The organism is Actinokineospora lacus, from assembly GCF_053813445.1.
Genome location: NZ_JBQERA010000008.1, coordinates 161,572 through 181,764 on the forward strand (window position 1 = coordinate 161,572; position 20,193 = coordinate 181,764).

Consider the following 20,193-nt stretch of genomic DNA (forward strand, 5'->3'; position numbering starts at 1 on the left):
CGCCGCCTCCTACTGCTTCACGTACTGCTCCACCTCGACGCCAGTCGTCCGGTCGCCCAGGGCCAGCAGGACGACCACCATCACCGCGATGCACGCGGTGATCACCGTGAACAGCATCCCCGCGCCGTACGAGGTCAGCACCGGCAGCAGGACGAACGGGATCGCCGCCGCGCTCAGCCGGGAGAACGAGTACGCCATCCCCGCCGCCGTCGACCGGATCTGCGTCGGGTACTGCTCGCCGAGGAACACGTGCGAGGCGTTCGCGAAGATGTTGCTCACCAGCGTGTACCCGATGCCGCACGCCACCATCGCCGGGACCGAGTCGGAGAGCCCGAACCCGAGCCCGAACCCGGCCATCGCGATCGCCGAGCCCGCCAGCAGGGTCTTGCGCTCGAAGCGGTCCATCAGCGGCACCGACAGCAGCGAGCCGATCGGGTACCCGATGAACGACACCGCGACGTACCCGAGGCTGGCGATGATGCCGTACCCCTTGGCCGCCATGACCTGCGGCGCCAGGGTTCCGAAGCCGTAGTACGCCGTCACCGACAGGACGCTGAACGTCCACAGCACCAGCGTCCGCTTGCGGTACTCCCGCGCCAGCAGCGCGCCGATCCCCGGGCGCTTGCCGGTGGGCACCACGGAGGGGGCGGGCGTCGGGCTGCTCAGACCGGCCTCGCGCTCCATCGCCCGCACCAGCACGTCGGCCTCGTCGTCGCGCCCCTGCACCGACAGCCACCGCGGCGACTCGATCAGCTTGCGCCGCAGCACCCACACGATGGCCGCCCCGAGCGCCCCGAGCACGAACAGCACCCGCCACCCGTCGACGCCCATGACCGTCTGCGGCGCCAGCCACAGCGCCGCGAACCCGACGGCCGGGACACCGCAGAAGCCCACGGTGTAGGCCCACGCGATGAACCGCCCCCGCTTCTTCGCGGGCAGCATCTCGGCGAGGTAGCTGTCCGACAGCGCGTTCTCCGCCCCGATCCCCACCCCGGCCACGAACCGGGTGACGATCAGCCACAGCGCGTTGGGCGCGAACGCCCCCAGCAGCGTGAAGAACGAGTAGATCCCGAGGTTCAGCATGAACGCCCGCCGACGCCCGTACCGGTCGGCGAAGCGGCCGAGGAAGATCGACCCGAAGAACTGCCCGACGAACGCCGAGGCCAGCATGAGCTTCAGCTCGGTGCCGCCGAAGGCGAAGTCCGCCTGCAGCACCTTGGCGATCGTGCCGGACAGGTTGCTGTCGAAGAAGTCGAAGAACAGCCCGATTCCGATCACCAGCGTCAGGTGCCGGTGACTGCGCACCACCGGCAACCGCTCCATCCGCTCGGAGATGGTCGCAGGGGCGGTACGGGTTGATAAGGCTAAGGTTTCGGACATCACGCTCTCCGGTGGCCACTGGGGGGACGGCGAAAAGGGGGAGGGCGGTCGCCCGCCTCCCCCGTCAACCGCCGCCAGTGTGTGCGCTGCCGCTGACCGCTACCTGACCCCGCTTCGATGCTCGAAGGCAAAAGCGTTTCGGCAAAGGGGAAGTGCCGGTCCACTCCGGCAGAGTGGCCCGGCCCACGGTGCTGGTCCGCGCGGGTGGTGGGAAGTCGCCTACGGGCGGATGCGGTCGTAGCGGACGAACATGCGCTCCGGGCCGCGCAGGTTCACGTGGGGGCGGTAGGTCAGCAGGTCCGCCTCCAGTTCCGGGTTCTGGACCCGGCGGGCGAACTCCGAGAGGGCGATGCCCGCCTCCAGCTTCGCCAGGCTCGCGCCGATGCAGAAGTGCGGTCCGGCGGCGAAGGCCAGGTGGTGGTTGGCCGCCCGGCGGGGGTCGAAGCGGTCCGGGTCGGCGAAGGCGGCGGGGTCGCGGTTGGCGGCGGCGAGCAGGAGCATGATCACGCCGTCCTCGGGGACCGGGACGCCGTCGATGTGGGTGTTGCGGCGGGAGACGCGGGTCACCATCTGGGCCGGGGTGTCGTAGCGCAGGACCTCGTCCACCGTCGCCGAGGCCAGGGCCGGGTCCTCGCGCAGGGCGGCGAGGGCTTCCGGGTGCCGCACCAGGGCCAGCACGCCGTTGGAGATCAGGTTCGCGGTGGACTCGTAGCCGCCGACGAGCAGCAGGGCGCAGGTGGCCAGCAGCTCGGGCTCGGTCAGCGCGTCGCTGGTGCGCTCGAGCTGCACGAGGCGCGAGAGCAGGTCCTCGCCTGGGCGGACGCGGCGGTAGGCGATGAGGTCTGCGAAGAAGGCGCGGAAACCCTCCTTGGCCAGCTCGATGTCGGCGATCACCACCGGGTCGCCGATGTCGGTGGCCGGGTCGAGGCCGCGCACCAGGCGGTTCGACCAGTCCTGCAGGATGTCGTGCTCGCCGACCGGGACGCCGAGGAGCTCGTTGATGATGGTCACCGGCAGGACATTGGCCAGCTGCGAGACGACCTCCATCGCGGTGGCCTCGGACGCGGCGTCGAACTGGGTGCGGACGATCTCGCGGACGCGCGGCTCCAGCGCGGTGATGACCCGCGGGGTGAACGCCTTGGCGACCAGGCCGCGCAGGCGGGTGTGGTCGGGGGCGTCCATCGACAGGAACGAGTCCGCGGGGACCTCGTCCGGCGTCGCGCCGAAGGTGGCGCCCAGCAGGGACCGCTGGCGGTCGCTGCTGACGGTGGGGTCGCGCAGCACCGCGGAGCAGTTGCGGTAGTCACCGACGACGACGAGCGCGCCGCCCAGCTCGGCCCGCGGCGCGGCGCGCAACCCGGCCAGCACCGGGTACGGGTCCGGGCGGGAGGCGGGGTCGAACAGTGTCGCCAGGGAGGGTTCCGCGGTCACGGTCATTAGGTCTTCACCCCTGTTACGTGAGTTGGCTTCTCGCCCGGCCGGATTCACCCGGGGCGAGACCCAGAATATCAGGGTACTGCTACATATCAAGGCTCGATTATAGTGAGGAAGTCTTGCTATACAACGGAATCCGGTGAACCCTGGACATGGCGGAGCCGGGCCGGGTGCATGGTCACCCGGCCCGGCTCGTCCGCCCAAGGTGGCAGGGGAGTCTGACCTAGCGCTGACGCGGCGGTGCGAGGACCTCCAGCACGGCGGCGACGAAGTTGAACCCGACCCCGACGCCGAAGACCAGCACGCGCTCGCCCGGGACCAGCGAACCGGCCACTGAGTCCAGTCCGGCGAACTGGTCGCCCGCGCCCAGGTGCCCGACCGTGCGGCCGTAGTCCCACACCGTCTGCTCCTCGGTGAAGCCGAGCACGTCCCAGTTCTCCCGCTGCCCGCCGCCGCGGTGGATGAACGGCAGCACCGCGCGCGAGATCTGGTCCAGCTCGACGCCCGCCTCGGACAGCACCTGGTCGCGGGTCTTGAGCATGGCCGCCTCGATGCGCTCCCAGCCGTCCTCCGAGCCGGGGGTCTGCGAGTGCTGGAGCAGTCTGCGCAGGACCGGCACCGGCGCCTCGGTGCCGGGTGCGAACCGGAACGCCTCGGTGCCGCGGCCGAAGCCCTCAAGGGAGTTGTCGGCGAAGGCCGAGGTGGCCAGCACCCGGGCGAACCCGTCGCGGGTGGACAGCGCGAGCGCGGTCCCGCCGTCGCCGAACAGGGTGTACATCTGGGAGTTCCACCGGTCGAACGCGGGCGCGGCGAAGTTGTCCCCTGTGGTCAGCAGCGCGGTCGAGGCGTACCCGGCCCGCAGGTACGCCGTGGCCATGTGCAGCGCCGCCATCCCGCCGCAGGAGCGCTGCTGCAGGTCCATCGACAACGCCTGCGCCCCGACGGTCTCGTTGGCCACGTAGCTGGCGGTGCCCCACATGTCCAGGCCCTGGAACCACAGGCTGGAGTGGATCATCAGCTCGTACTCCTGGGCGGGGAACCCGGAGCGCTCGATGGCCTTCCGCCCGGCGGCGATGGCCAGTTGTGGCCCCGCGACGCCCTCGGCGACGGCGATGCTGTCGTAGCCCAGCCCGGTGTGCATGTCGTCGACGAGCCCGGCGGCCTCCGCCTGCGCGACCGGGACCAGGCCCGGAATCGCCGTGGCGGTGGCCGCGACGAAAATATCTTTGTCGCAGCGCACGGTAATACACCCCTAACGCGTATATCGGCGGTGATTTGCGCACAATGTCGTGACCGCCCCTGATTGCCCGCTGACACCCACCTGACAGTGGACCTGGTGCGAGATTTCCGCAAAGTACCTGCTCAGACCCTGGTCAGCGGCACGTCAGTCCGCTGGACTTAACTCTCGGTCACCTCGTTTACCGAAAGGCGGCTGCCGTGACCGCGATCGATTCGCGAATCGATGCCCGACCCCGCGGAATTCTCCCGGTGCTGCTCGCCTGCGATTTCATGATCACTTTGGATTTCTTCGCGGTCGCCGTCGCGCTGCCCGCCATCGCCGCCGACCTGTCCGCCGGTCCGGCCGCGATCCAGTTCATCGTCGTCGGCTACGGCCTGGCCTACGCGGCCGGTCTGATCACCTGGGGCAGGCTCGGCGACCTGCACGGCCGCCGCCGGATGTTCGCCATCGGCCTCGCCCTGTTCACCCTGACCTCCGCGGCCTGCGGCCTGGCCCCGACCCCGGCGCTGCTCGTCGCCGCACGGGTGCTGCAAGGCGCGGCGGCGGGCATGATGGCCCCGCAGGTGCTGGCCATCCTCGGCACCACCTTCACCGGGCAGGAGCGGGTGCGCGCGTTCGCGCTCGCCGGCCTGGGCAAGGGGATGGCCGGGGTGTTCGGCCAGCTCATCGGCGGCGCGCTGATCGCCTCCGACGCCGACGGCCTCGGCTGGCGGCTCTGCTTCCTCATCAACATCCCGATCGGCGTCGTCGCCCTCGTCGCCGCCCGCCGCGTCCTGCCGGAGTCCCGGGTGGAGGGTCGCGGGCTCGACGGGGTCAGCGCCGCCCTCGCCGCCGTCGCCCTGACCGCGCTGGTCCTGCCGCTGGTCGTCGGCCGCGAGCAGGGCTGGCCGCTGTGGTCGTGGCTGTCACTGGCGGCGGCCACCGGCCTCGCCGCGGTGTTCATCGCCCGTCAGCGGGCCAAGACCGCCGCCGGGGACAACCCGCTGGTCGACACCCGCCTGTTCGCCCTGTTCGCCCGCGGCACGGTCCTGACCACCGGGTACTACGCCGCGATGGGCGCGTTCCTGCTCGTGCTCGCCCTCTACCTCCAGGACGGCCTCGGCCTGGGCCCGCTCGCCGCGGGCCTGCTCTACACCGCGCTCGGGGCGGGCTTCCTGCTCGTGCTGCTGCGCGGCCCCGCCGCCGTCGTCCGCCTCGGCGGGCCGCGGGTGATCGCGCTCGGCGCGGTGATCCTGACCGCGGGCTGGATCGCCCTGGCCGCCACGGTCCTGACCACCACCAGTCCACTGTGGCTGATCCCGGCGCTGCTGGTGTGCGGGGTGGGCATGGGCCTGGTGATGGCCCAGCTCACCGCCGTGGCCATCGCCGCCGTCCCACCCGGGCACGTCGGCGCGGTCTCCGGCGTGCTCAACACCGCCGTGCAGGTCGGCAGCGCCGTCGGCGCGGCGGCGATCGGCGTCGTCTTCTACGGCGTGCTCGGCGCGGGCCACCCGGCCGCGCTCGCCGCGAGCCTGGGCGCGCTGGCCGTGCTGGGCCTGCTCATCGCCGCGGCTGCTCCCCACCCCATCGCAGAACAGTGAGGTCCCCATGTCCGCGACCCTGGTGTCGGCAGACTACGACCAGGCCAGGCAGCCCCACCTCAAGGAGGTCCTCGCCAGGATGTCCGCCGAGGCGCAGAAGCTGACCTGGCCGATCGAGCGCCTGCACGCCCTGCGCGACGAGCGCCTGCGCGACCTCGTCCGCCACGCCAAGGCCCATTCCCCCTGGCACGCCGAGCGCCTGCGCGACATCGACCCCGAGGGCCTGACCGGCGCCGACATCGAGCACCTGCCGGTCATGACCAAGGCCGACGTCATGGCGCACTGGGACGACATCGTCACCGACCGGCGGCTCAACCTCAAGGTCGCCCAGGAGCACCTGAACTGGGTCACCGAGAACGGCCCGGCGTACCTGTTCGACGAGTTCCACATCGTCACCACCGGCGGCTCGTCCGGCCTGACCGGGCTGTTCCCCTGGGACTACCAGGGCTGGCTGGAGGCGGGCCTGGGCTCGTGGCGGCTGATGCCGTGGGTCATCCGCGACCTGGCGCTGTCCCCGCCGCGTGGGGCGTTCATCGGCGCCGCGCACGCCTCGCACATGTCCGACGCCATCCGGGCGACCTTCGACATGGGCGACAACAGCATCAAGGTGCCGGTCACCCTGCCGCTGGCCCAGATCGTGGCCGCGCTCAACGACTTCCAGCCCAACCAGCTGCTGGCCTACCCCTCGATCCTGTGGCGGCTGGCCCTGGAGCAGATCGACGGCCGCCTCGACATCCACCCGGAGGTCATGCTCGGCGGCGCGGAACCGCTGTTCCCGCACCAGCGCAAGACGATCGAGGAGGCCTTCGGCGCGCCGGTGATCGACTTCTACGGCACCTCGGAGACCTGGATGCTGGCCTGCTCCATGCCCGGGCGCGAGGAGATGCACCTGGGCGAGGACCTGCTCGTCGCCGAGCCCGTCGACGCCGCGGGCGCCCCCGTCGCGCCGGGGACCTCCAGCGCGAAGCTGCTGGTCACCAACGTGATCAACAAGGTGTTCCCGCTGATCCGCTACGAGATCGCCGACCAGGTCCTGTTCCTCGACGACGACAACCCCGGCCCGTGGACCGGCAGGCGCATCGCCCCGGTCTCCGGCCGCCACGACGACGTCTTCGAGTACCCGGACAACGTCTACGTCCACCCGTACGTCTTCTGGACCCCGCTGTGGGACTCGCGCATCGCCCAGTACCAGGTCCGCCAGACCCGCAACGGCGCCGACGTGACCGTCGAACTGCGCTCCGAGTGCGACATCCGCCCGATCCGCGACGCGCTCGTCACCGCGATGCGCGAGGCGGGGCACCCGGACCCGGAGGTCACCATCACCGTGGACGACATCCCTCGGCACCCGGTGTCGGGGAAGATCAAGAACTTTGTGGCCCTGAAGAAGCGCTGAGTGGATGACCGCCGGGGCGTGACCGCCCCGGCGGTCAGTTCGCTTCTCGGGCGAAGGCGTCGATGACGCGCTGGAGGTAGTCGCGCAGCTGGCTGCGCTCGCTGGGGTGCAGGGTGTCGGCGAGGCGCGCGCCCGCGGACTCCGTCAGCGACTCGGCCTTGCGCATCAGCGCCCAGCCCTTGGGGCTCAGCCGGGACAGCAGCACCCGCTCGTGGACCTCCGACGGGGTCCGCTCGATGAGCTTGCGCTCGGCCAGCTTCGCCAGGATCGACGCCATGCTCTGCGGGGTCACCAGGCACTGCCTGGCCAGGTGCGCGCCGGAGAGATCGGGGCTCTGGGCCAGGATCAGCATGGTCGAGTACTGCCGGACGGTCAGCTCGAGGCCGCGCAGCAGCTGCGCCGTCTCGACGGTGATCGCGTGCTCCGCGCCGCGCAGGGTGGCGGTCAGCTCGTGCAGACCCGGCCCGTCGGGGGAGGTCGTCTTCATGTGGTCCCCTCCGGCCGCGGTGGCGGTCCCGCGTGGGACCGGCGTCCCGGCAGCTTAGCAGGACTCTCTGTAGTATCAGTACACGTACATGAAAATTTGTCCGGACATGACAAGAGGGGCCGCCGTTTTTCGGCGACCCCTCCGGTGTCGGACTACTTGCCGCCGAGGATCTTGACCGCCCGGTCGAGGAAGTCGGCGAAGCGCTCCAGCTCGTCCTGGGTGAACTCCGCGGCCAGGTTCTCCTCGACCGCGTGGACCTTGACGTCGGCCCGCTTGAGCAGCGCGCTGCCCGTGCGGGTCAGCTTGGTGACGAACACCTTCTGGTGCACGCTCGACGGGGTTCTGGTGATCAGGCCCTTGGCCTCCAGGTTCGCCAGCACCGTCGCCATCGTCTGCGGGGTGACCGCGCAGATCCTGGCCAGCTGCGCGCCGGACGCGCCGGGCAGGTAGGACAGGACCAGCAGTCCCGCGTACTGCGGCACGGTGAGGTCGAACGCGCGCAGGGCCCCGGCCTTCGCGGTGGTCAGCGCCTGCTCGGCACGCTTGATGGCGTGGCCGGGTCGACGGGCGATCTCCGCCTCCAGGTCCGCCATGCCAGAACGTGTATTCAAGCCAGCCTCCTGTTTTGCAATCGACCTATGATATGCCCCTCGCGGGCCAGACCACAACGCCGCCCCGCCCGCGGGTCCAGGGCGGTGGCGCGAGTGTTCCCCGGGCGTGGCCGTTCGGTGTAAGCTTCCTGAGTCGCGTGAGTAACCTGATGCCGCATGTGGGTACCTGTGTCCGGAAAATGTGAAGGACGCTCATGATACAGCGATCGCGAGGTGCGCGGCGCTCGCGCGCCCGATTACCTGCCCCGGGCGGCCCGGCCGAGCCCGGCTCCGCGTCCACGCTGCCGACAGCCCCCCGCCCCGGTCCGCGCCGCGCCCGTCATCGCCGCGCGGGTCCGGCGCGTGAGGGCGGACGGCCGAATTCCGCCGAACGGCCCAGTGTCAGTAGTCTGACAGAGGGCTGTCTTTCAGGAGTTCGTCAGCGATTTGTCTGGCCGCTAACGATAGTAGAACCCTTGTCCGACAAGGTATGTGGAGGCCGCTGACCCGAGGTGGCGTGCTTGACTTCGAGTACGAGCAGTGGTCATGATTCTGATGCACCTCAGGCACCCGTAGATAAGTTCGAAGTCTGATACAAGCCAGATGCTTGAGACAGGACACTGCCATGGACATCCAGCACCGGCCGACCATCCACCTCGTCGGGGAGCGGTTCGCGACCTTCGGGGCCAACGAGGACGTCGCCACCGTCAACAGATTCATCGGAAACGTCCGCAGCGGCTTATACGACGATCTGCCCCAACCCGTCCGGCTCGCCGTCGGGCAGGGCGTGGACGCCTCCGACTGGGAGGTCGTCGCCGCCGAACTGGCCCGACGCGGCCTGCTGGACCGATTCCGCCTGCCCGCGGTGCCGGTGGTGGTGGCCGCCGCGCTGGTGCACAAGCGTTCTCCGGAGAACGTGATGCTGGCCGACGCCCGCCGCCGCGGTCCGCTGCGGATGGCCGCGCGGCTGTGCCTGTCGGACATGAACGAGATGGTCCAGGACCACGTCACCGGCCAACACGTGGCGGGCATGGTCCTCATCGAGGCCGCCCGCCAGCTGATGCAGCTGGCCAACCACGAGTTCGTGGTCGACGACGACGCGCACGCCTTCGTGCTGTGCTCGCTGGCCGCGTCCTTCGAGGGCTACGTCTTCCCCGTCGGCGTCGACCTCGAGTGCGTGCTGACCCGGCTGGACACCTCCAAGCCCGCCCGGCAGGAGTACACCGCCGAGGTGGTCATCAGCCAGGGCGGGCGCAGCCAGGCCACGATCCGCGCGGAGTACCAGATCGTGCGCGCCCGCACCCTCGCCCGCCAGGAGGCCATGCTCGCGGCCAAGTCCGTCATCGCCGAGCCCGACCTCGCCGTCAACTCGCGGGTGTGCGCGACCCCGGTGGCGCTGCGCACGGGCGAACGCGTCCCCATGAACTCCTGACGTGGCCCCTGACGTGTCCACGAAGCCAGGGGCGGCGTTCTTCGACGTCGACGAGACCCTGATCACCCGCACCAGCGCGATCGACTTCCTGGACCACCGGATGGACCGCTCGCCCGCCGCACGGGCCGCGCTCGCCCCCGCCGCCGCACTGCCCCGGGAGACCGCGGGCCACGCGTACTTCGCCTTGTACGCGGGCCTGCCGGTCGCCGAAGTCGCCGCGCAGGGCAGGGCGTGGTTCGCGGAGGTGGCCGCTGAGCTGTTCCACCCGCCGGTGTTGGCCGAGCTGCGCTCGCACGCCGACCGCGGGAGGCCGGTCGTGCTGGTGTCCGGGTCGTTCGCGGCCTGTGTCGACCCCATCGCCGCCGCCGTCGGCGCGGCCGCGGTGCTGTGCTCGCGGCCGCGGGTCTCCTCTGGCATCTACACAGGACACGTCGACCACATGATGATCGGCGCGGCCAAGGCGGTGGCCGTGCTGGCCTACCTGGAGGCCGCCGGGCTGTCGGCGTCGGCGTCCCACGCCTACGGCGACCACGTCAGCGACCTGCCCATGCTCGCCGCCGTCGGCCATCCCGTCGTCGTCGGCGACGACCCGGGGCTCGCCCACATCCCCGCCCGCAGGTTGCCCGGTGTGGCCCCGCACCGCGACCTGGTGACCCGTTCTCTGACCGCAGGAGCGCCATGACCGACATGCTGAGCAGCGCCGAGGTGATCCGGGCGCGCATCCGCGACGTGCCCGCCGGGACCTGGGTCAAGTGCCCCGGGTGCCGCGCGGGCGTCCACCGCGACCGGCTGGCCCGCCACCAGAACACCTGCCCCGAGTGCGGCCACCACTACCCGCTCAACGCGGGCGAGCGCATCGACCTGCTGGTGGACCCGGACAGCTTCGTCGAGTGCGACGCCGACCTGCGCCCGCTGGACCCGCTGTCGTTCGTGGACAGCAAGTCCTACCCCGAGCGGGTGGCCGACGCGGTCCGCCGCACCGGCCGCCAGGACGCCGCCCGCTGGGGCGCCGCGACGGTCCTCGGCCAGCCGCTGGTGCTGTGCGTGCTGGACTTCGGCTTCATGGGCGGCAGCATGGGCGCCGTCGTCGGGGAGAAGGTCAGCCGCGCCGCCGAGCACGCCCTGCGCACCCGCACGCCGCTGGTCGTGTGCTCGGCCTCGGGCGGGGCGCGGATGCAGGAGGGCGTGTTCTCCCTGCTCCAGATGGCCAAGACCGCCGCGGCCCTGCGCCGCCTCTCCGACGCGGGCGTGCCCTACATCTCCGTGCTGTGCGACCCGGTCTACGGCGGCGTCAGCGCCTCCTTCGCCAGCCTCGGCGACGTCATCGTCGCCGAGCGCGGCGCCCGCGCGGGGTTCGCCGGGCCGACGGTCATCGAGCAGACCATCCGCCAGAAGCTGCCCGCGGGCTTCCAGACCGCCGAGTTCCTCCTGGAGAACGGCCACATCGACGCCGTCGTCGGCCGCTCGGAGCTGCGCCTGACCATCGCCAGGGTCCTGCGCTGGCACGCCGCCTCCGACGCGCCTGTCGAGACCGCCCCCGCCATCGTCCTGCCCGTCCAGGCGGGTGAGCAGCGCTCGGCGTGGGACGTGGTGAAGCTGGCCCGGGACCCCAAGCGGCCGCACCTCGGCGAGTACATCGCCGCGGTGTTCGACGACTTCGTCGAGCTGCGCGGCGACCGGGCCAAGGAGGACGACCCCTCGATCGTCGGCGGGCTCGCGCTGCTCGACGGCGCGCCGGTGGTCGTCGTGGGGCACCGCAAGGGCCGGGGGACCGCGGACGGGGTCGCGCGGAACTTCGGGATGCCGCACCCGGCCGGCTACCGCAAGGCCGCGCGGCTGATGCGCTACGCCGAGCGGTTCGCCACCCCGCTGGTGACCTTCGTGGACACCCCCGGCGCCTACCCCGGCATCCGGGCCGAGCAGGAGAACCAGAGCGGCGCCATCGCCGACAACCTGGCGCTGCTGGCCGGGCTGGAGACGCCGATCGTGTCCATCGTGGTCGGCGAGGGCGGCAGCGGCGGGGCGCTCGCGCTCGGCGTGGCCGACCGGCTGGTCATGCTGGAGAACACCATCTACTCGGTCATCAGTCCCGAGGGCTGCGCGTCGATCCTGTTCAAGGACGCCGGTCGCGCCCCGGAGGCCGCCGAGGCGCTGCGGCTGACCGCCGCCCAGCTCTACGCGGCCGGGGTCGCCGACCGGGTCGTGCCCGAGCCGCCCGGCGGCGCGCAAGCGGACCACGCCGCCACGACGGCGGCCGTGCGGGCGGCGCTGTGCGAAGAACTGGCCCCACTGCGGCAGGTCCCGGTCCGGGAGCTGCTCGACCGCAGGTACCGCAGGCTGCGCTCGGCGGGCACGTTCGCCGGCGCTGACACCGAAAGGCACTGAAACATGTCACCTCTGGACGCGACGGCGCAGCTGACCGAGGTCCCGCGCCTGACCCGGCACGCGGCACCTCGGCCGGACGGGGACCAGGTAGCCGCGGCCCTGGCCGGGGCCGGACAGCTCGCTGACATCCTGCGGCGCACCGGTGTCCAGCGCATCGCGGTCACCGTCGGGGACATCCAGTGGGAGGTCGAGGCGCCCACGACGACCACGGTGGTGACCAGCGCGCCCATCGCCGCCCCCGAGGCGGTCCAGGAGGCCGCCATCGGCCACGACCTCACCGCGCCCCTGGTCGGGGTGTTCTACCGGGCCCCCGGGCCCGGCAAGGCGGCCTACGTCGAGGTCGGGGACAGGGTCGAGACGGGACAGCAGGTGGCCATCGTCGAGGCGATGAAGATGCTCAACGAGGTCGTCGCCGACCGCCCCGGCGTCATCGGCGCGGTGTACCCGGTCGACGGCGACGTCGTGGAGTACGGCCAGCCCCTCTTCCGCATCGACCCGGCCTGAGGCCGGCCATGGTCGACAAGATCCTGGTCTGCAACCGCGGCGAGATCGCCGTGCGGGTCATCCGCGCCTGCCGCGAGCTGGGCATCCCGAGTGTGATCGCCTACTCCGCCGCGGACCGCGAGTCCCGCGCCGTCGCCCTGGCCGACGAGTCGGTGTGCGTCGGGCCCGGCCCGTCGCCGCGCAGCTACCTCAACGTGCCCGCCCTCATCCACGCCGCCGAGAAGACCGGCGCGGACGCCGTGCACCCGGGCTACGGCTTCCTCTCCGAGGACGCCCAGTTCGCCCAGGTGTGCGCCGACCTGGGCATCACCTTCATCGGCCCACCCCCCGACGTGATCACCGCGATGGGCGACAAGACCAACGCCCGCCGCGCGATGGCGCTGGCCGGGCTGCCCCTGCCGCCGGGCAGCGAGCAGCCGCTGACCGGGCCGACCGAGGCGCTGGAGCGCGCCGCCGAGATCGGCTACCCGGTGATCCTGAAGGCGGCGGCGGGCGGCGGCGGCAAGGGCATGAAGGTCGTGCACCGCGCCGAGGACCTGGCCGACGCCCTCGCCGACGTCCAGCAGACCGCCCGCACGATCTTCCTCGACGACCGGGTGTACCTGGAGCGCTTCGTCACCGGCGCCCGCCACGTCGAGGTCCAGATCCTGGGCGACCACCACGGCACCATCGTCCACCTGGGCGAACGCGACTGCTCGATCCAGCGGCGGCAGCAGAAGCTCGTGGAGGAGTCCCCGTCCACGATCCTGACCCCCCGGCTGCGCGCCGAGATCTGCGCCGCCGCGGTCTCCGGCGCCACCGCCGCGGGCTACCGCAGCGCGGGCACCGTGGAGTTCCTGGTCGACCCGGCGGGCGAGTTCTACTTCATGGAGATGAACAGCCGCATCCAGGTCGAGCACCCCGTCACCGAGATGCGCAGCGGCATCGACCTGGTCGCCTGGATGATCCGCGTCGCCTCCGGCGAGCCGCTGGCCTTCAGCCAGGACGACATCACCCTGACGGGCCACGCGATCGAGTGCCGGATCAACTCCGAGGACGCCGCCCGCGACTGGGCGGGCTCCTTCGGCCGCCTCGACCAGTTCGTCCCCCCCGCGGGCCCCGGCGTCCGGGTGGACACCCACGGCTTCCCCGGCTACTCGATCCCCCCGTACTACGACTCACTGCTCGCGAAGGTGATCGTCCACGCGGACTCCCGCGAGGAAGCCCTGGCCCGCATGCAGCGCGCCCTCGCCGAGTTCGACTGCACCGGCGTGTCCACCACCATCGCCTTCCACCAGGAACTGATGTCCCACGCCACCTTCCGCGCGGGCACCCACCGCCTCGACTTCGTGGACCGCTACCTGACCGAATCGGGAACCCTGCGGGAGGAGGCGCCTGTGGACTGACCCTTCGCGGAATTCAATGGGTGACCAGGGCGTGGGAAACCTCCCACGCCCTGGTCTTTTTGCGCGCCATCTTCCGTGGAGAGGGCCAGCGGTATCCGTGCTCAGAAGGCGGCGAGGACAGGGGACGCCGAACGGGTGCTTCTTTGTCGCCTGGCGCTCACAGCAAGCCGCCTCGTTCTACCCTGACAGGAGACCGGCCGGAGATTTGGGCAGCAGAGAAACCGGTCACATCGTTAGCAGGGAAGCAATGGTCGGACTAAAAGTCTGGTACGAGCACCCGGATGACCCGGCCGCTGAGCCGTTCTTCGTCATCGACTCGACGGATGAGCTGAACGCCTTCATCGACCGCGTGCAAGACGAGACAAAAGACCACCGCTGCCCGGCCGCTATCCAGGTCAACATCAACGGCCGCGCTGGCTTCCCCATCCTCGAAGTCGGGATCGGCCAGGAGAAGGGCTTCATGCGCTACTACGCCGACGACGCAGGCAGCACCAAGGGCGACGGCGACCCCAACGACCGCGCCGAGTACATCTACATGAGCCACCTCAGCGTGGTGCCTGCTGATGTCGAGGTGGATATCCATACGGTGCGGCTGGGGCTGGTGGAGTTCCTGGAGACGGGGAAGCGGCCTTCGGTGATCGTGGGCTAAGGGTTTCTCGCCGAGTATCGGTTCGGCCGTGGCGAATGCCAGGAGGATGTACGGCCCGACCAGAGGTGGGCTGAACCGCACACGATGCCCGCCAGCTAAGGAACCCCCGCGCTCTTGACGTCCTTCAGAAGCTCGTCGGGGTCGGGGATACGGTACGTGGGCAGCGGCTCAGCGAACCAGGCCTGTTCAACTTGCACCCCCGAACGCAGTTCGACGGCGGCGAAGCTTGAGGCGTTGGGCCGCTCGATGTCGAACTCCACTTCTGCAACCCAGTCCGGCACGACATCACCGGCCCCACCGGGTTCGCCGACGAGGAACGGATTGAAGTAGGCGACTACCTTGCCATCCTCGGCTTCAACGATCTGGCGCGCACCGGACATGCTCCAGAAGACGCTGAAAAATGTTCCACCTCGCGAAGCGCGCCTCGCGATCTCTGGGACAGCACCCGTCCACCCATTCGGCTCGATCGCCACCGTCGCCCCACAGGCCTCGACAAGTTGCACGCGGCAGTAGGAACCAAAATCTTCGGGCGGCACCCAGGCGTCGTGGTGGGTCAAGATGTGCGGCTCTTGATCCTCAGCCCCGTAGATGCGGGTCACCCTGCTGAACGAGCCCCGCATCACCCCAAGCGTCAGCACCAAGTCGTCATCCTCGTCGGCCCAAGCGTACTTCTCGATCAGCTCCCGCATGATGTCGTGTCCTCAGCGACGTCTTGTCCCTGGTAGGGCTTGATCTCAACCCTACTCGGGTTGCTGATTATCACCAGGAAGTCTTCACCGGCCTTGATCCCCTGCCACCTGGTGGCATTGCCAATAGCTGCGCCTTGACACCTCTGCTCCCTTCTGGGGACCTCCTCGGTTCGGGCGCCTGCGCCACCTTGAATACTCATGGCAAAGGGGTACTCATCACATTCACCGTCCGCGTACTTCTTCACGAATGCGCCACACGCGAGCTTGTAGTTCTGGTCCCGCGGTTTGCTGTTCTTGGTGAGGATGAAGTCTTTTCCTTCGGCCCAAGCGAGCGAGATGTTTCGGGTGATATACGGCATTTTGACCGCATCCATGATGACGACCTTCAGGTCTCCGCACCGCTTCGTGGTCAGTGCCACCGCCGCCGTGCACTGTTCAACCATGGATTCAGCACCACCGGCAACCATGATCGCCGCATCGCCGCTGCCGACGATCACCGGATCGCTGCCGAGTAAACGTTCAGTGGCGTCCATGATCTTCTCGCCCCCGAAGTACGCGACCACCCCTGCGACAAGCACGAGGGGCAACAGTATCCCGCCTTTGGTCTTTGTCGCCATAAACCATCTCTCGTGGTAGTCGTATATCGGGTGACCTATGGGGGCCTCCTTGCTCCCAGTTCGTACCGAAGGCAGCTAGTGCGACAGTGCCCTCTGTCCCGTTGTGTCCTCTTATGTACCAAGCAGGCGGCTGTCAAAACCCGCATCAAGCAAACGGTTGTAGGCGGCCATGACATCAGCAGGCACGTCTTGGGGTGCGGCAAAGCCTAGTTTGGGATACTCGATGATCCGTTGCAGATCACCCACCACCATGTCGGTGACCAGCCGCTCATCGCCGATGGACTTCACGTAGTCCGTGAACGTCAACGGCTCTGAGGTGCACACGACTTCGACGTTTGGCCATGCAAACTGACAGGTGGCGAAGGCGCGGCGTTCCATGTAGGGCTTGGAAATGATCATGATTGTGCGGGGTGCCAAGCCGTGTGTGGCCAGCACCGCCTGCGACAGGGAGATGTTCTCGCCAGTGTTTCCCGCCTTGGGCTCCACCAGGATGGCGCTGTCGGGCACGCCGTTGGACATGGCGTGTTCGCGGTAGTGCACGGCTTCACCGCGCGGGAATCGCTTCGCCGTGGTGGGGCTGTTGCCCCCGCTGAATACCACCAGCGGGAACATGCCTGCCTGGTATAGCTCGGACGTGTACCTGGCCACGCCAAGGTCATGGCTGCCGAGTCCGATGGCCACGTCGCAGGGGTGCAGTTCGTGCCCCATCTGATGGTAGTCCCAGATCAATTCGGCATCTCGCCGGTGATGCTCGGTGATGCCTGTCGGTGTCATAGGGCGTTTCGTCCTCTGCTTGGTGCCGTGTGCCCGTTCGAAGGCGTTGCGGATGCCTTCGATGCTGGCCGATTGGTGTGGCATTCCGTACTCGCTGGCAGTTCCTGCGGCCCGGGTCAGCAATTCGAATCCGCTGTTCGCCGTTGCTTTGTCGGACAATAGTATATGGGCGTGGGCGGTATCCAGGCGGACGCGCTGCATGGGTGAATCCGTCGCGCGCGTGGACAGTGCCACCTCGATGTAGCGCAGAGCGCTGGACAAGTCGCCTGAACTCCGATGTGCCAATGCTAGCTTTTGATGTGCCACTGACCAGTCTGTTGGTTCTTCGAGGTCTTCGAAACTGCGGGTGGCGTCACTCATGACGCGCACGGCGTAGGCGGTATTGCCTTCCTTGGTCAGCGAGGTGCCTACCCACAGTTTGGCGCGGGCGCGGTCACGGCGGTCGAGTCGATCGTCCTCGGCCAGCGCCTCATAGCATTTGGCGGCAGGCTTTAAACGTCCACCCATTTCCTCAATGACCGCCAGCGACAGCTCGGTCTGCGCAGCCCGCCTGGGCACGTCCAACTCTTGAAAGAGTCGCTGCGCCTTGCGGTAGGTCCGCTGTGCGGAAAACGCACCGTGGATGTCTCCTTGGTCGCGCTGCAAGTCCCCTAGTAGCACCAGTGAACGGGCGTGGAGGTACAACCCGTGGTTGTCCAGGCTGTGGGGGTCGAACCGCCGGAGCCAGCGGTCAACCAGGCTGGCCGCGAACGTGAAGTCTTGCCGCGCGAGGCAGGCTGCCGCCCGTCCGAGGTCGTCCGTCCAGGTTTCGTAGTCCCACTCGCGCGGAGCGCGTTGGTAGTAGGCCTTGAGCGGGGCGTTGCCCTCGGCCATCAGCAACAGCTCGAAACGCAGCTTGGCGTCCGCGTCGGCGCGCGAGAGCGCTGTATCCAAGATGGCCTGCTTCTCCGGCCGCGGGGTCGTCTCCGTGCCCAGGGACTCCCACTTGGTCACGGTGCGGATACCGACGCCGAGGTACTCACCAAAGGCGCGGATGCTCATTCGCGTGGCACGGCGAAGTGCTTGTGCTTCCCGACCCGTCCACTGTCGGACTGACGCCACGCTCGGCACCCCCTTCGGTTCCCATGCAACCACGCCACAGGGACGTGGTGCACCACAAGTGCAACGGAAGTGCTACAGCCGTTCGTTCCGCTGCCCAGGGTTCCCTGGCCAAGCTTGTAATACGGCACGCCGACCTACCCCTGCCGCAGCGTGGCGACGGCGCGACCCCAGAGTGGTGGTGAGACGGCCATGGCCGGCAAGAGGGGATGATCAGCAATGAGAGGAAACCGGAACATGTTCACTCGTCATGGGATCGCTGTGAGCGCCTGGGTAGATCTGGACTCGACCTGTGAGATCAAGCCGGAAGTGTGCGGGGAGCAGCTTCAGATCGAGTTCGGGTCGCATGCCGGGTCGTTGGGCATGGTCATCACGGAAGACATGGTGGACAGGTTGGCCGTGGTGTTCGCTGAGGCGAAAGCGCGGCTCCGTGAACTGGATGGCGAGGCTGGGGCGTGACAGCCACGCCCACCGCGTAGCTCGTGTGGCTGGCCAATCCTGACGCCCACACCTGAAGAACTTCGACATCTGACGGGATCGGACACGGCGTGGCCGGGGTGTGGCGACAGCCCCCCGGCCGCGCCGTCACTGTTCGATGGCCTAGACCCCCTACTAGGTAGGGCGATTTGGTCTTAGCGAGTGCTGCTTAGTTGTGGCCGGAGACCGGCGCGGGCGGGCTCGGCGGATGTCGGAAGTGTCGGGCTCTACGCTTACTATCCTTGCCAGCAAAGGAAATCACGCTGTCCAAAGGGTACATGTAGAAGCTGGGGGAAAGGGCGCTTTGTCTACAGGTAGACAAGGTAACCCCCGTAGGGAGGTGGTGTCGGCGTGCGGGTGAGCGTTGGGCCGGTGGTGGCGCGGCGGTTGCTGCGGTACGAGCTGGAGCGGATGTGTGCCAAGGCCGGGGTGACGCATGCCGAGATGGGGGAGCGCCTCGGTGTCTCGCGGGCGTCGTTCACCCAGTTGTTGGCGGGCAAGAACCTGCCGAGCAGACCGGCGTTGGAGGTCATGGCCCAGCACCTCGACGCCGCCCAGCGGCTGCCTCGGCTGGTCGAGCTGCTGGCCGTGGCGCGGCCCAGGACGACGGAGCGGGAGGCCGGGTCGGGGGTGCACGACCACGAGCTGGCCCTCGGGCTGGAGGCGTTCGCCAGGGAGATCGAGGTGTTCGACCCGGCGGCGGTCACCCCGTTGCTCCAGACCGGGGCGTACGCGCGGGAGCTGGTCAGCACCGAGGAGGAGGTGAACGCCCGGCTGCGGCGGCAGGGGACGCTCACCGCCGATGAGCCCGCGGTGCTCCACTTCCTGACCGACGAGCACGCCCTGCGCAGGCGGGTCGGCGGGGACGAGACGATGGCCGAGCAGTGCGACCACCTGCTCGCCATGGTCGCCCGCCCGAACGTCACCGTGCGGGTCATCCCGGTCGCCGGGCCGCCGCCGCTGGTCAGGGCGTTCCAGCTGTTCCGCGCCGACGACCTCACCGTCGCCCACGAGGAGACCAGGCGCTCCGCCTACTACTACGACGACCCCGACGCGGTGGCCGACTACGAGGGCGTGCTCGAGGACCTGCGTGGCCGCGCCCTGGACCCCGAGCAGTCCCGCGAGCTGATCGCGGAGCTAGGAGTGCGCGGGGACCGGCCGTGGCTGTAGCACCGGGTCGTGGGCCAGGATCGCCATCTGGCACTTCTGCAGCACCGGCGAGGGCTCCACACCCAGCTCGTCCATCAGCCGACCGCGCATCCGCTGGTAGGTCGCCAGCGCGTCCCGCTGGCGGCCGCCCCGGTAGAGGGCCACCATCAGCTGCTGGCAGAGCCGCTCGTTCAGCGACTCGCTCTCCACCAGCTCGCTGAGCTCGGCGACGATCTCGTTGTGCCTGCCGATCCGCAGCTCGGCCTCGAACAGCCGCTCCAGCGCCGCGGCGCGGTACTCCTTGTAGCGCACGGCCGCGGCCTGGCAGATGAAGCCGCCCAGGTTGCCGCCGAAGGTCGGCCCGCGCCACAGGGTCAGCGCGTCGCGGAGCTTGGAGATCATCTCCATCGGCGTCAGCGCGGTGTTCGCCCTGACGTCGAGCAGCGCGTGGGTGAACACGTCGGCGTCGACGCTGTCGCCGTTGAGGCAGAGGCGGTAGCCGGAGGGCATGCTCAGGAACCGGCCTGCTCGCTCGTCGGGGTCGACGCTGCGTAAGCGCCTGCGCAGCCGGCTTATGTGAGCCTGTAACGCGTTCTCGGCGTTGCGTGGGGGATTGTGCTCCCACAGCTCACCGATGAGCGAGTCGGTCAGGACCAGGCGGTCGTGGTTGACCAGCAGGGCGGCCAGCAGGGTGCGCTGGAAAGTCCCGTTGATCTCGACTGGTTCCCCCTCTGCCTGCACCTCGATCGGACCGAGGATTCGATAGGTCAGCATGGTCACTCCTGTGGGTGGGCGGGTGCCCTAGCGTTGCAGAATGCTTCCATGAATCAGAACTCTGATGCAAGACGTACTCTGATACTAGACAGGTTCCTCACTCTCGTGTGTGCCGGTTGGCGCAACCGACACCACCTGGTCAGCTCCCCATCAACC

The 20,193-nt window shown here is 69.2% G+C and carries 19 protein-coding genes; 10 read left to right on the forward strand and 9 right to left on the reverse strand.

Going from position 1 to position 20,193, the window contains the following annotated elements; all coding sequences use genetic code 11:
- Positions 1–9: 9 nt before the first annotated feature.
- The 3 genes from ACTG9Q_RS21135 to ACTG9Q_RS21145 form a co-directional block, all read right to left on the reverse strand.
- Positions 10–1,305: an MFS transporter gene (locus ACTG9Q_RS21135; RefSeq protein WP_455574566.1), complete on the reverse strand. Its 1,296-nt coding sequence runs from the start codon at positions 1,303–1,305 to the stop codon at positions 10–12.
- 294 nt (positions 1,306–1,599) lie between these two features.
- Positions 1,600–2,817 carry a cytochrome P450 gene (locus ACTG9Q_RS21140; protein WP_455574567.1) on the reverse strand — a complete coding sequence of 406 codons (1,218 nt, stop codon included), beginning with the start codon at positions 2,815–2,817 and terminating at the stop codon, positions 1,600–1,602.
- A gap of 220 nt (positions 2,818–3,037) precedes the next feature.
- The gene (locus ACTG9Q_RS21145) at positions 3,038–4,054 is read right to left on the reverse strand and encodes a ketoacyl-ACP synthase III family protein (protein WP_455574568.1); all 1,017 of its coding nucleotides are present in this window, start codon (positions 4,052–4,054) and stop codon (positions 3,038–3,040) included.
- Positions 4,055–4,206: 152 nt separating this feature from the next.
- Here ACTG9Q_RS21145 and ACTG9Q_RS21150 point away from each other — a divergent pair, with 152 nt between their 5' ends.
- Positions 4,207–5,634 (forward strand): MFS transporter, encoded by a 1,428-nt coding sequence (locus tag ACTG9Q_RS21150; RefSeq protein ID WP_455574757.1) that lies wholly within the window; start codon positions 4,207–4,209, stop codon positions 5,632–5,634.
- 7 nt (positions 5,635–5,641) lie between these two features.
- Positions 5,642–7,027: a phenylacetate--CoA ligase family protein gene (locus ACTG9Q_RS21155; RefSeq protein ID WP_455574569.1), complete on the forward strand. Its 1,386-nt coding sequence runs from the start codon at positions 5,642–5,644 to the stop codon at positions 7,025–7,027.
- A gap of 34 nt (positions 7,028–7,061) precedes the next feature.
- On the opposite strand, the gene ACTG9Q_RS21160 is transcribed toward ACTG9Q_RS21155, so the two are convergent.
- Positions 7,062–7,514 carry a MarR family winged helix-turn-helix transcriptional regulator gene (locus tag ACTG9Q_RS21160; protein WP_455574570.1) on the reverse strand — a complete coding sequence of 151 codons (453 nt, stop codon included), beginning with the start codon at positions 7,512–7,514 and terminating at the stop codon, positions 7,062–7,064.
- A 152-nt stretch (positions 7,515–7,666) separates the two neighbouring features.
- Positions 7,667–8,107 (reverse strand): MarR family winged helix-turn-helix transcriptional regulator, encoded by a 441-nt coding sequence (locus tag ACTG9Q_RS21165; RefSeq protein WP_455574571.1) that lies wholly within the window; start codon positions 8,105–8,107, stop codon positions 7,667–7,669.
- A gap of 622 nt (positions 8,108–8,729) precedes the next feature.
- On the opposite strand from ACTG9Q_RS21165, the gene ACTG9Q_RS21170 reads away from it, so the two are divergent.
- The 6 genes from ACTG9Q_RS21170 (at position 8,730) to ACTG9Q_RS21195 (ending at position 14,459) form a co-directional block, all read left to right on the forward strand.
- The gene (locus tag ACTG9Q_RS21170) at positions 8,730–9,536 is read left to right on the forward strand and encodes an AfsA-related hotdog domain-containing protein (RefSeq protein WP_455574572.1); all 807 of its coding nucleotides are present in this window, start codon (positions 8,730–8,732) and stop codon (positions 9,534–9,536) included.
- A 13-nt stretch (positions 9,537–9,549) separates the two neighbouring features.
- Complete coding sequence (locus ACTG9Q_RS21175) at positions 9,550–10,218, forward strand: HAD family hydrolase (protein ID WP_455574573.1); 669 nt, start codon at positions 9,550–9,552, stop codon at positions 10,216–10,218.
- A gap of 5 nt (positions 10,219–10,223) precedes the next feature.
- A complete protein-coding gene (locus tag ACTG9Q_RS21180; RefSeq protein ID WP_455574758.1) occupies positions 10,224–11,921 on the forward strand; it encodes an acetyl-CoA carboxylase carboxyltransferase subunit alpha in 1,698 nt (565 codons plus the stop codon).
- 3 nt (positions 11,922–11,924) lie between these two features.
- Entirely contained in the window at positions 11,925–12,425 is a 501-nt protein-coding gene (locus ACTG9Q_RS21185) for an acetyl-CoA carboxylase biotin carboxyl carrier protein (RefSeq protein ID WP_455574574.1), read from the forward strand.
- A gap of 8 nt (positions 12,426–12,433) precedes the next feature.
- Positions 12,434–13,810: an acetyl-CoA carboxylase biotin carboxylase subunit gene (locus tag ACTG9Q_RS21190; protein ID WP_455574575.1), complete on the forward strand. Its 1,377-nt coding sequence runs from the start codon at positions 12,434–12,436 to the stop codon at positions 13,808–13,810.
- Positions 13,811–14,057: 247 nt separating this feature from the next.
- Complete coding sequence (locus ACTG9Q_RS21195) at positions 14,058–14,459, forward strand: Imm1 family immunity protein (RefSeq protein WP_455574576.1); 402 nt, start codon at positions 14,058–14,060, stop codon at positions 14,457–14,459.
- 95 nt (positions 14,460–14,554) lie between these two features.
- On the opposite strand, the gene ACTG9Q_RS21200 is transcribed toward ACTG9Q_RS21195, so the two are convergent.
- The 3 genes from ACTG9Q_RS21200 to ACTG9Q_RS21210 all read right to left on the reverse strand — a co-directional run bounded on the left by ACTG9Q_RS21200 (position 14,555) and on the right by ACTG9Q_RS21210 (position 17,580).
- Positions 14,555–15,148: a hypothetical protein gene (locus ACTG9Q_RS21200; RefSeq protein ID WP_455574577.1), complete on the reverse strand. Its 594-nt coding sequence runs from the start codon at positions 15,146–15,148 to the stop codon at positions 14,555–14,557.
- The gene (locus ACTG9Q_RS21205; RefSeq protein WP_455574578.1) at positions 15,136–15,765 is read right to left on the reverse strand and encodes a NucA/NucB deoxyribonuclease domain-containing protein; all 630 of its coding nucleotides are present in this window, start codon (positions 15,763–15,765) and stop codon (positions 15,136–15,138) included. The genes ACTG9Q_RS21200 and ACTG9Q_RS21205 overlap by 13 nt, the downstream gene beginning before the upstream one ends.
- Positions 15,766–15,876: 111 nt before the next feature.
- On the reverse strand, positions 15,877–17,580 hold the full coding sequence (locus tag ACTG9Q_RS21210) for an ElyC/SanA/YdcF family protein (RefSeq protein ID WP_455574579.1): 1,704 nt from the start codon (positions 17,578–17,580) through the stop codon (positions 15,877–15,879).
- A gap of 318 nt (positions 17,581–17,898) precedes the next feature.
- Between ACTG9Q_RS21210 and ACTG9Q_RS21215 the strand changes: the two genes are divergently transcribed.
- A complete protein-coding gene (locus ACTG9Q_RS21215; protein WP_455574580.1) occupies positions 17,899–18,096 on the forward strand; it encodes a hypothetical protein in 198 nt (65 codons plus the stop codon).
- Positions 18,097–18,465: 369 nt separating this feature from the next.
- Positions 18,466–19,284, forward strand: a complete 819-nt coding sequence (locus ACTG9Q_RS21220) for a helix-turn-helix domain-containing protein (RefSeq protein ID WP_455574581.1) — start codon at positions 18,466–18,468, stop codon at positions 19,282–19,284.
- Here the strand turns inward: ACTG9Q_RS21220 and ACTG9Q_RS21225 are convergent.
- Positions 19,252–20,037 carry an AfsR/SARP family transcriptional regulator gene (locus tag ACTG9Q_RS21225; protein WP_455574582.1) on the reverse strand — a complete coding sequence of 262 codons (786 nt, stop codon included), beginning with the start codon at positions 20,035–20,037 and terminating at the stop codon, positions 19,252–19,254. The genes ACTG9Q_RS21220 and ACTG9Q_RS21225 overlap by 33 nt on opposite strands.
- Between the last annotated feature and the right edge of the window lie 156 nt (positions 20,038–20,193).

Coding starts and splice junctions, on each gene's coding strand:
- ACTG9Q_RS21140 (WP_455574567.1), bottom strand. CDS start 2,817: ATGACCGTGACCGCGGAACCCTCCCTGGCGACACTGTTCGACCCCGCC.
- ACTG9Q_RS21155 (WP_455574569.1), top strand. CDS start 5,642: ATGTCCGCGACCCTGGTGTCGGCAGACTACGACCAGGCCAGGCAGCCC.
- ACTG9Q_RS21160 (WP_455574570.1), bottom strand. CDS start 7,514: ATGAAGACGACCTCCCCCGACGGGCCGGGTCTGCACGAGCTGACCGCC.
- ACTG9Q_RS21165 (WP_455574571.1), bottom strand. CDS start 8,107: ATGGCGGACCTGGAGGCGGAGATCGCCCGTCGACCCGGCCACGCCATC.
- ACTG9Q_RS21170 (WP_455574572.1), top strand. CDS start 8,730: ATGGACATCCAGCACCGGCCGACCATCCACCTCGTCGGGGAGCGGTTC.
- ACTG9Q_RS21180 (WP_455574758.1), top strand. CDS start 10,224: ATGCTGAGCAGCGCCGAGGTGATCCGGGCGCGCATCCGCGACGTGCCC.
- ACTG9Q_RS21185 (WP_455574574.1), top strand. CDS start 11,925: ATGTCACCTCTGGACGCGACGGCGCAGCTGACCGAGGTCCCGCGCCTG.
- ACTG9Q_RS21190 (WP_455574575.1), top strand. CDS start 12,434: ATGGTCGACAAGATCCTGGTCTGCAACCGCGGCGAGATCGCCGTGCGG.
- ACTG9Q_RS21195 (WP_455574576.1), top strand. CDS start 14,058: ATGGTCGGACTAAAAGTCTGGTACGAGCACCCGGATGACCCGGCCGCT.
- ACTG9Q_RS21200 (WP_455574577.1), bottom strand. CDS start 15,148: ATGCGGGAGCTGATCGAGAAGTACGCTTGGGCCGACGAGGATGACGAC.
- ACTG9Q_RS21205 (WP_455574578.1), bottom strand. CDS start 15,765: ATGGCGACAAAGACCAAAGGCGGGATACTGTTGCCCCTCGTGCTTGTC.
- ACTG9Q_RS21210 (WP_455574579.1), bottom strand. CDS start 17,580: ATGAGCATCCGCGCCTTTGGTGAGTACCTCGGCGTCGGTATCCGCACC.
- ACTG9Q_RS21225 (WP_455574582.1), bottom strand. CDS start 20,037: ATGCTGACCTATCGAATCCTCGGTCCGATCGAGGTGCAGGCAGAGGGG.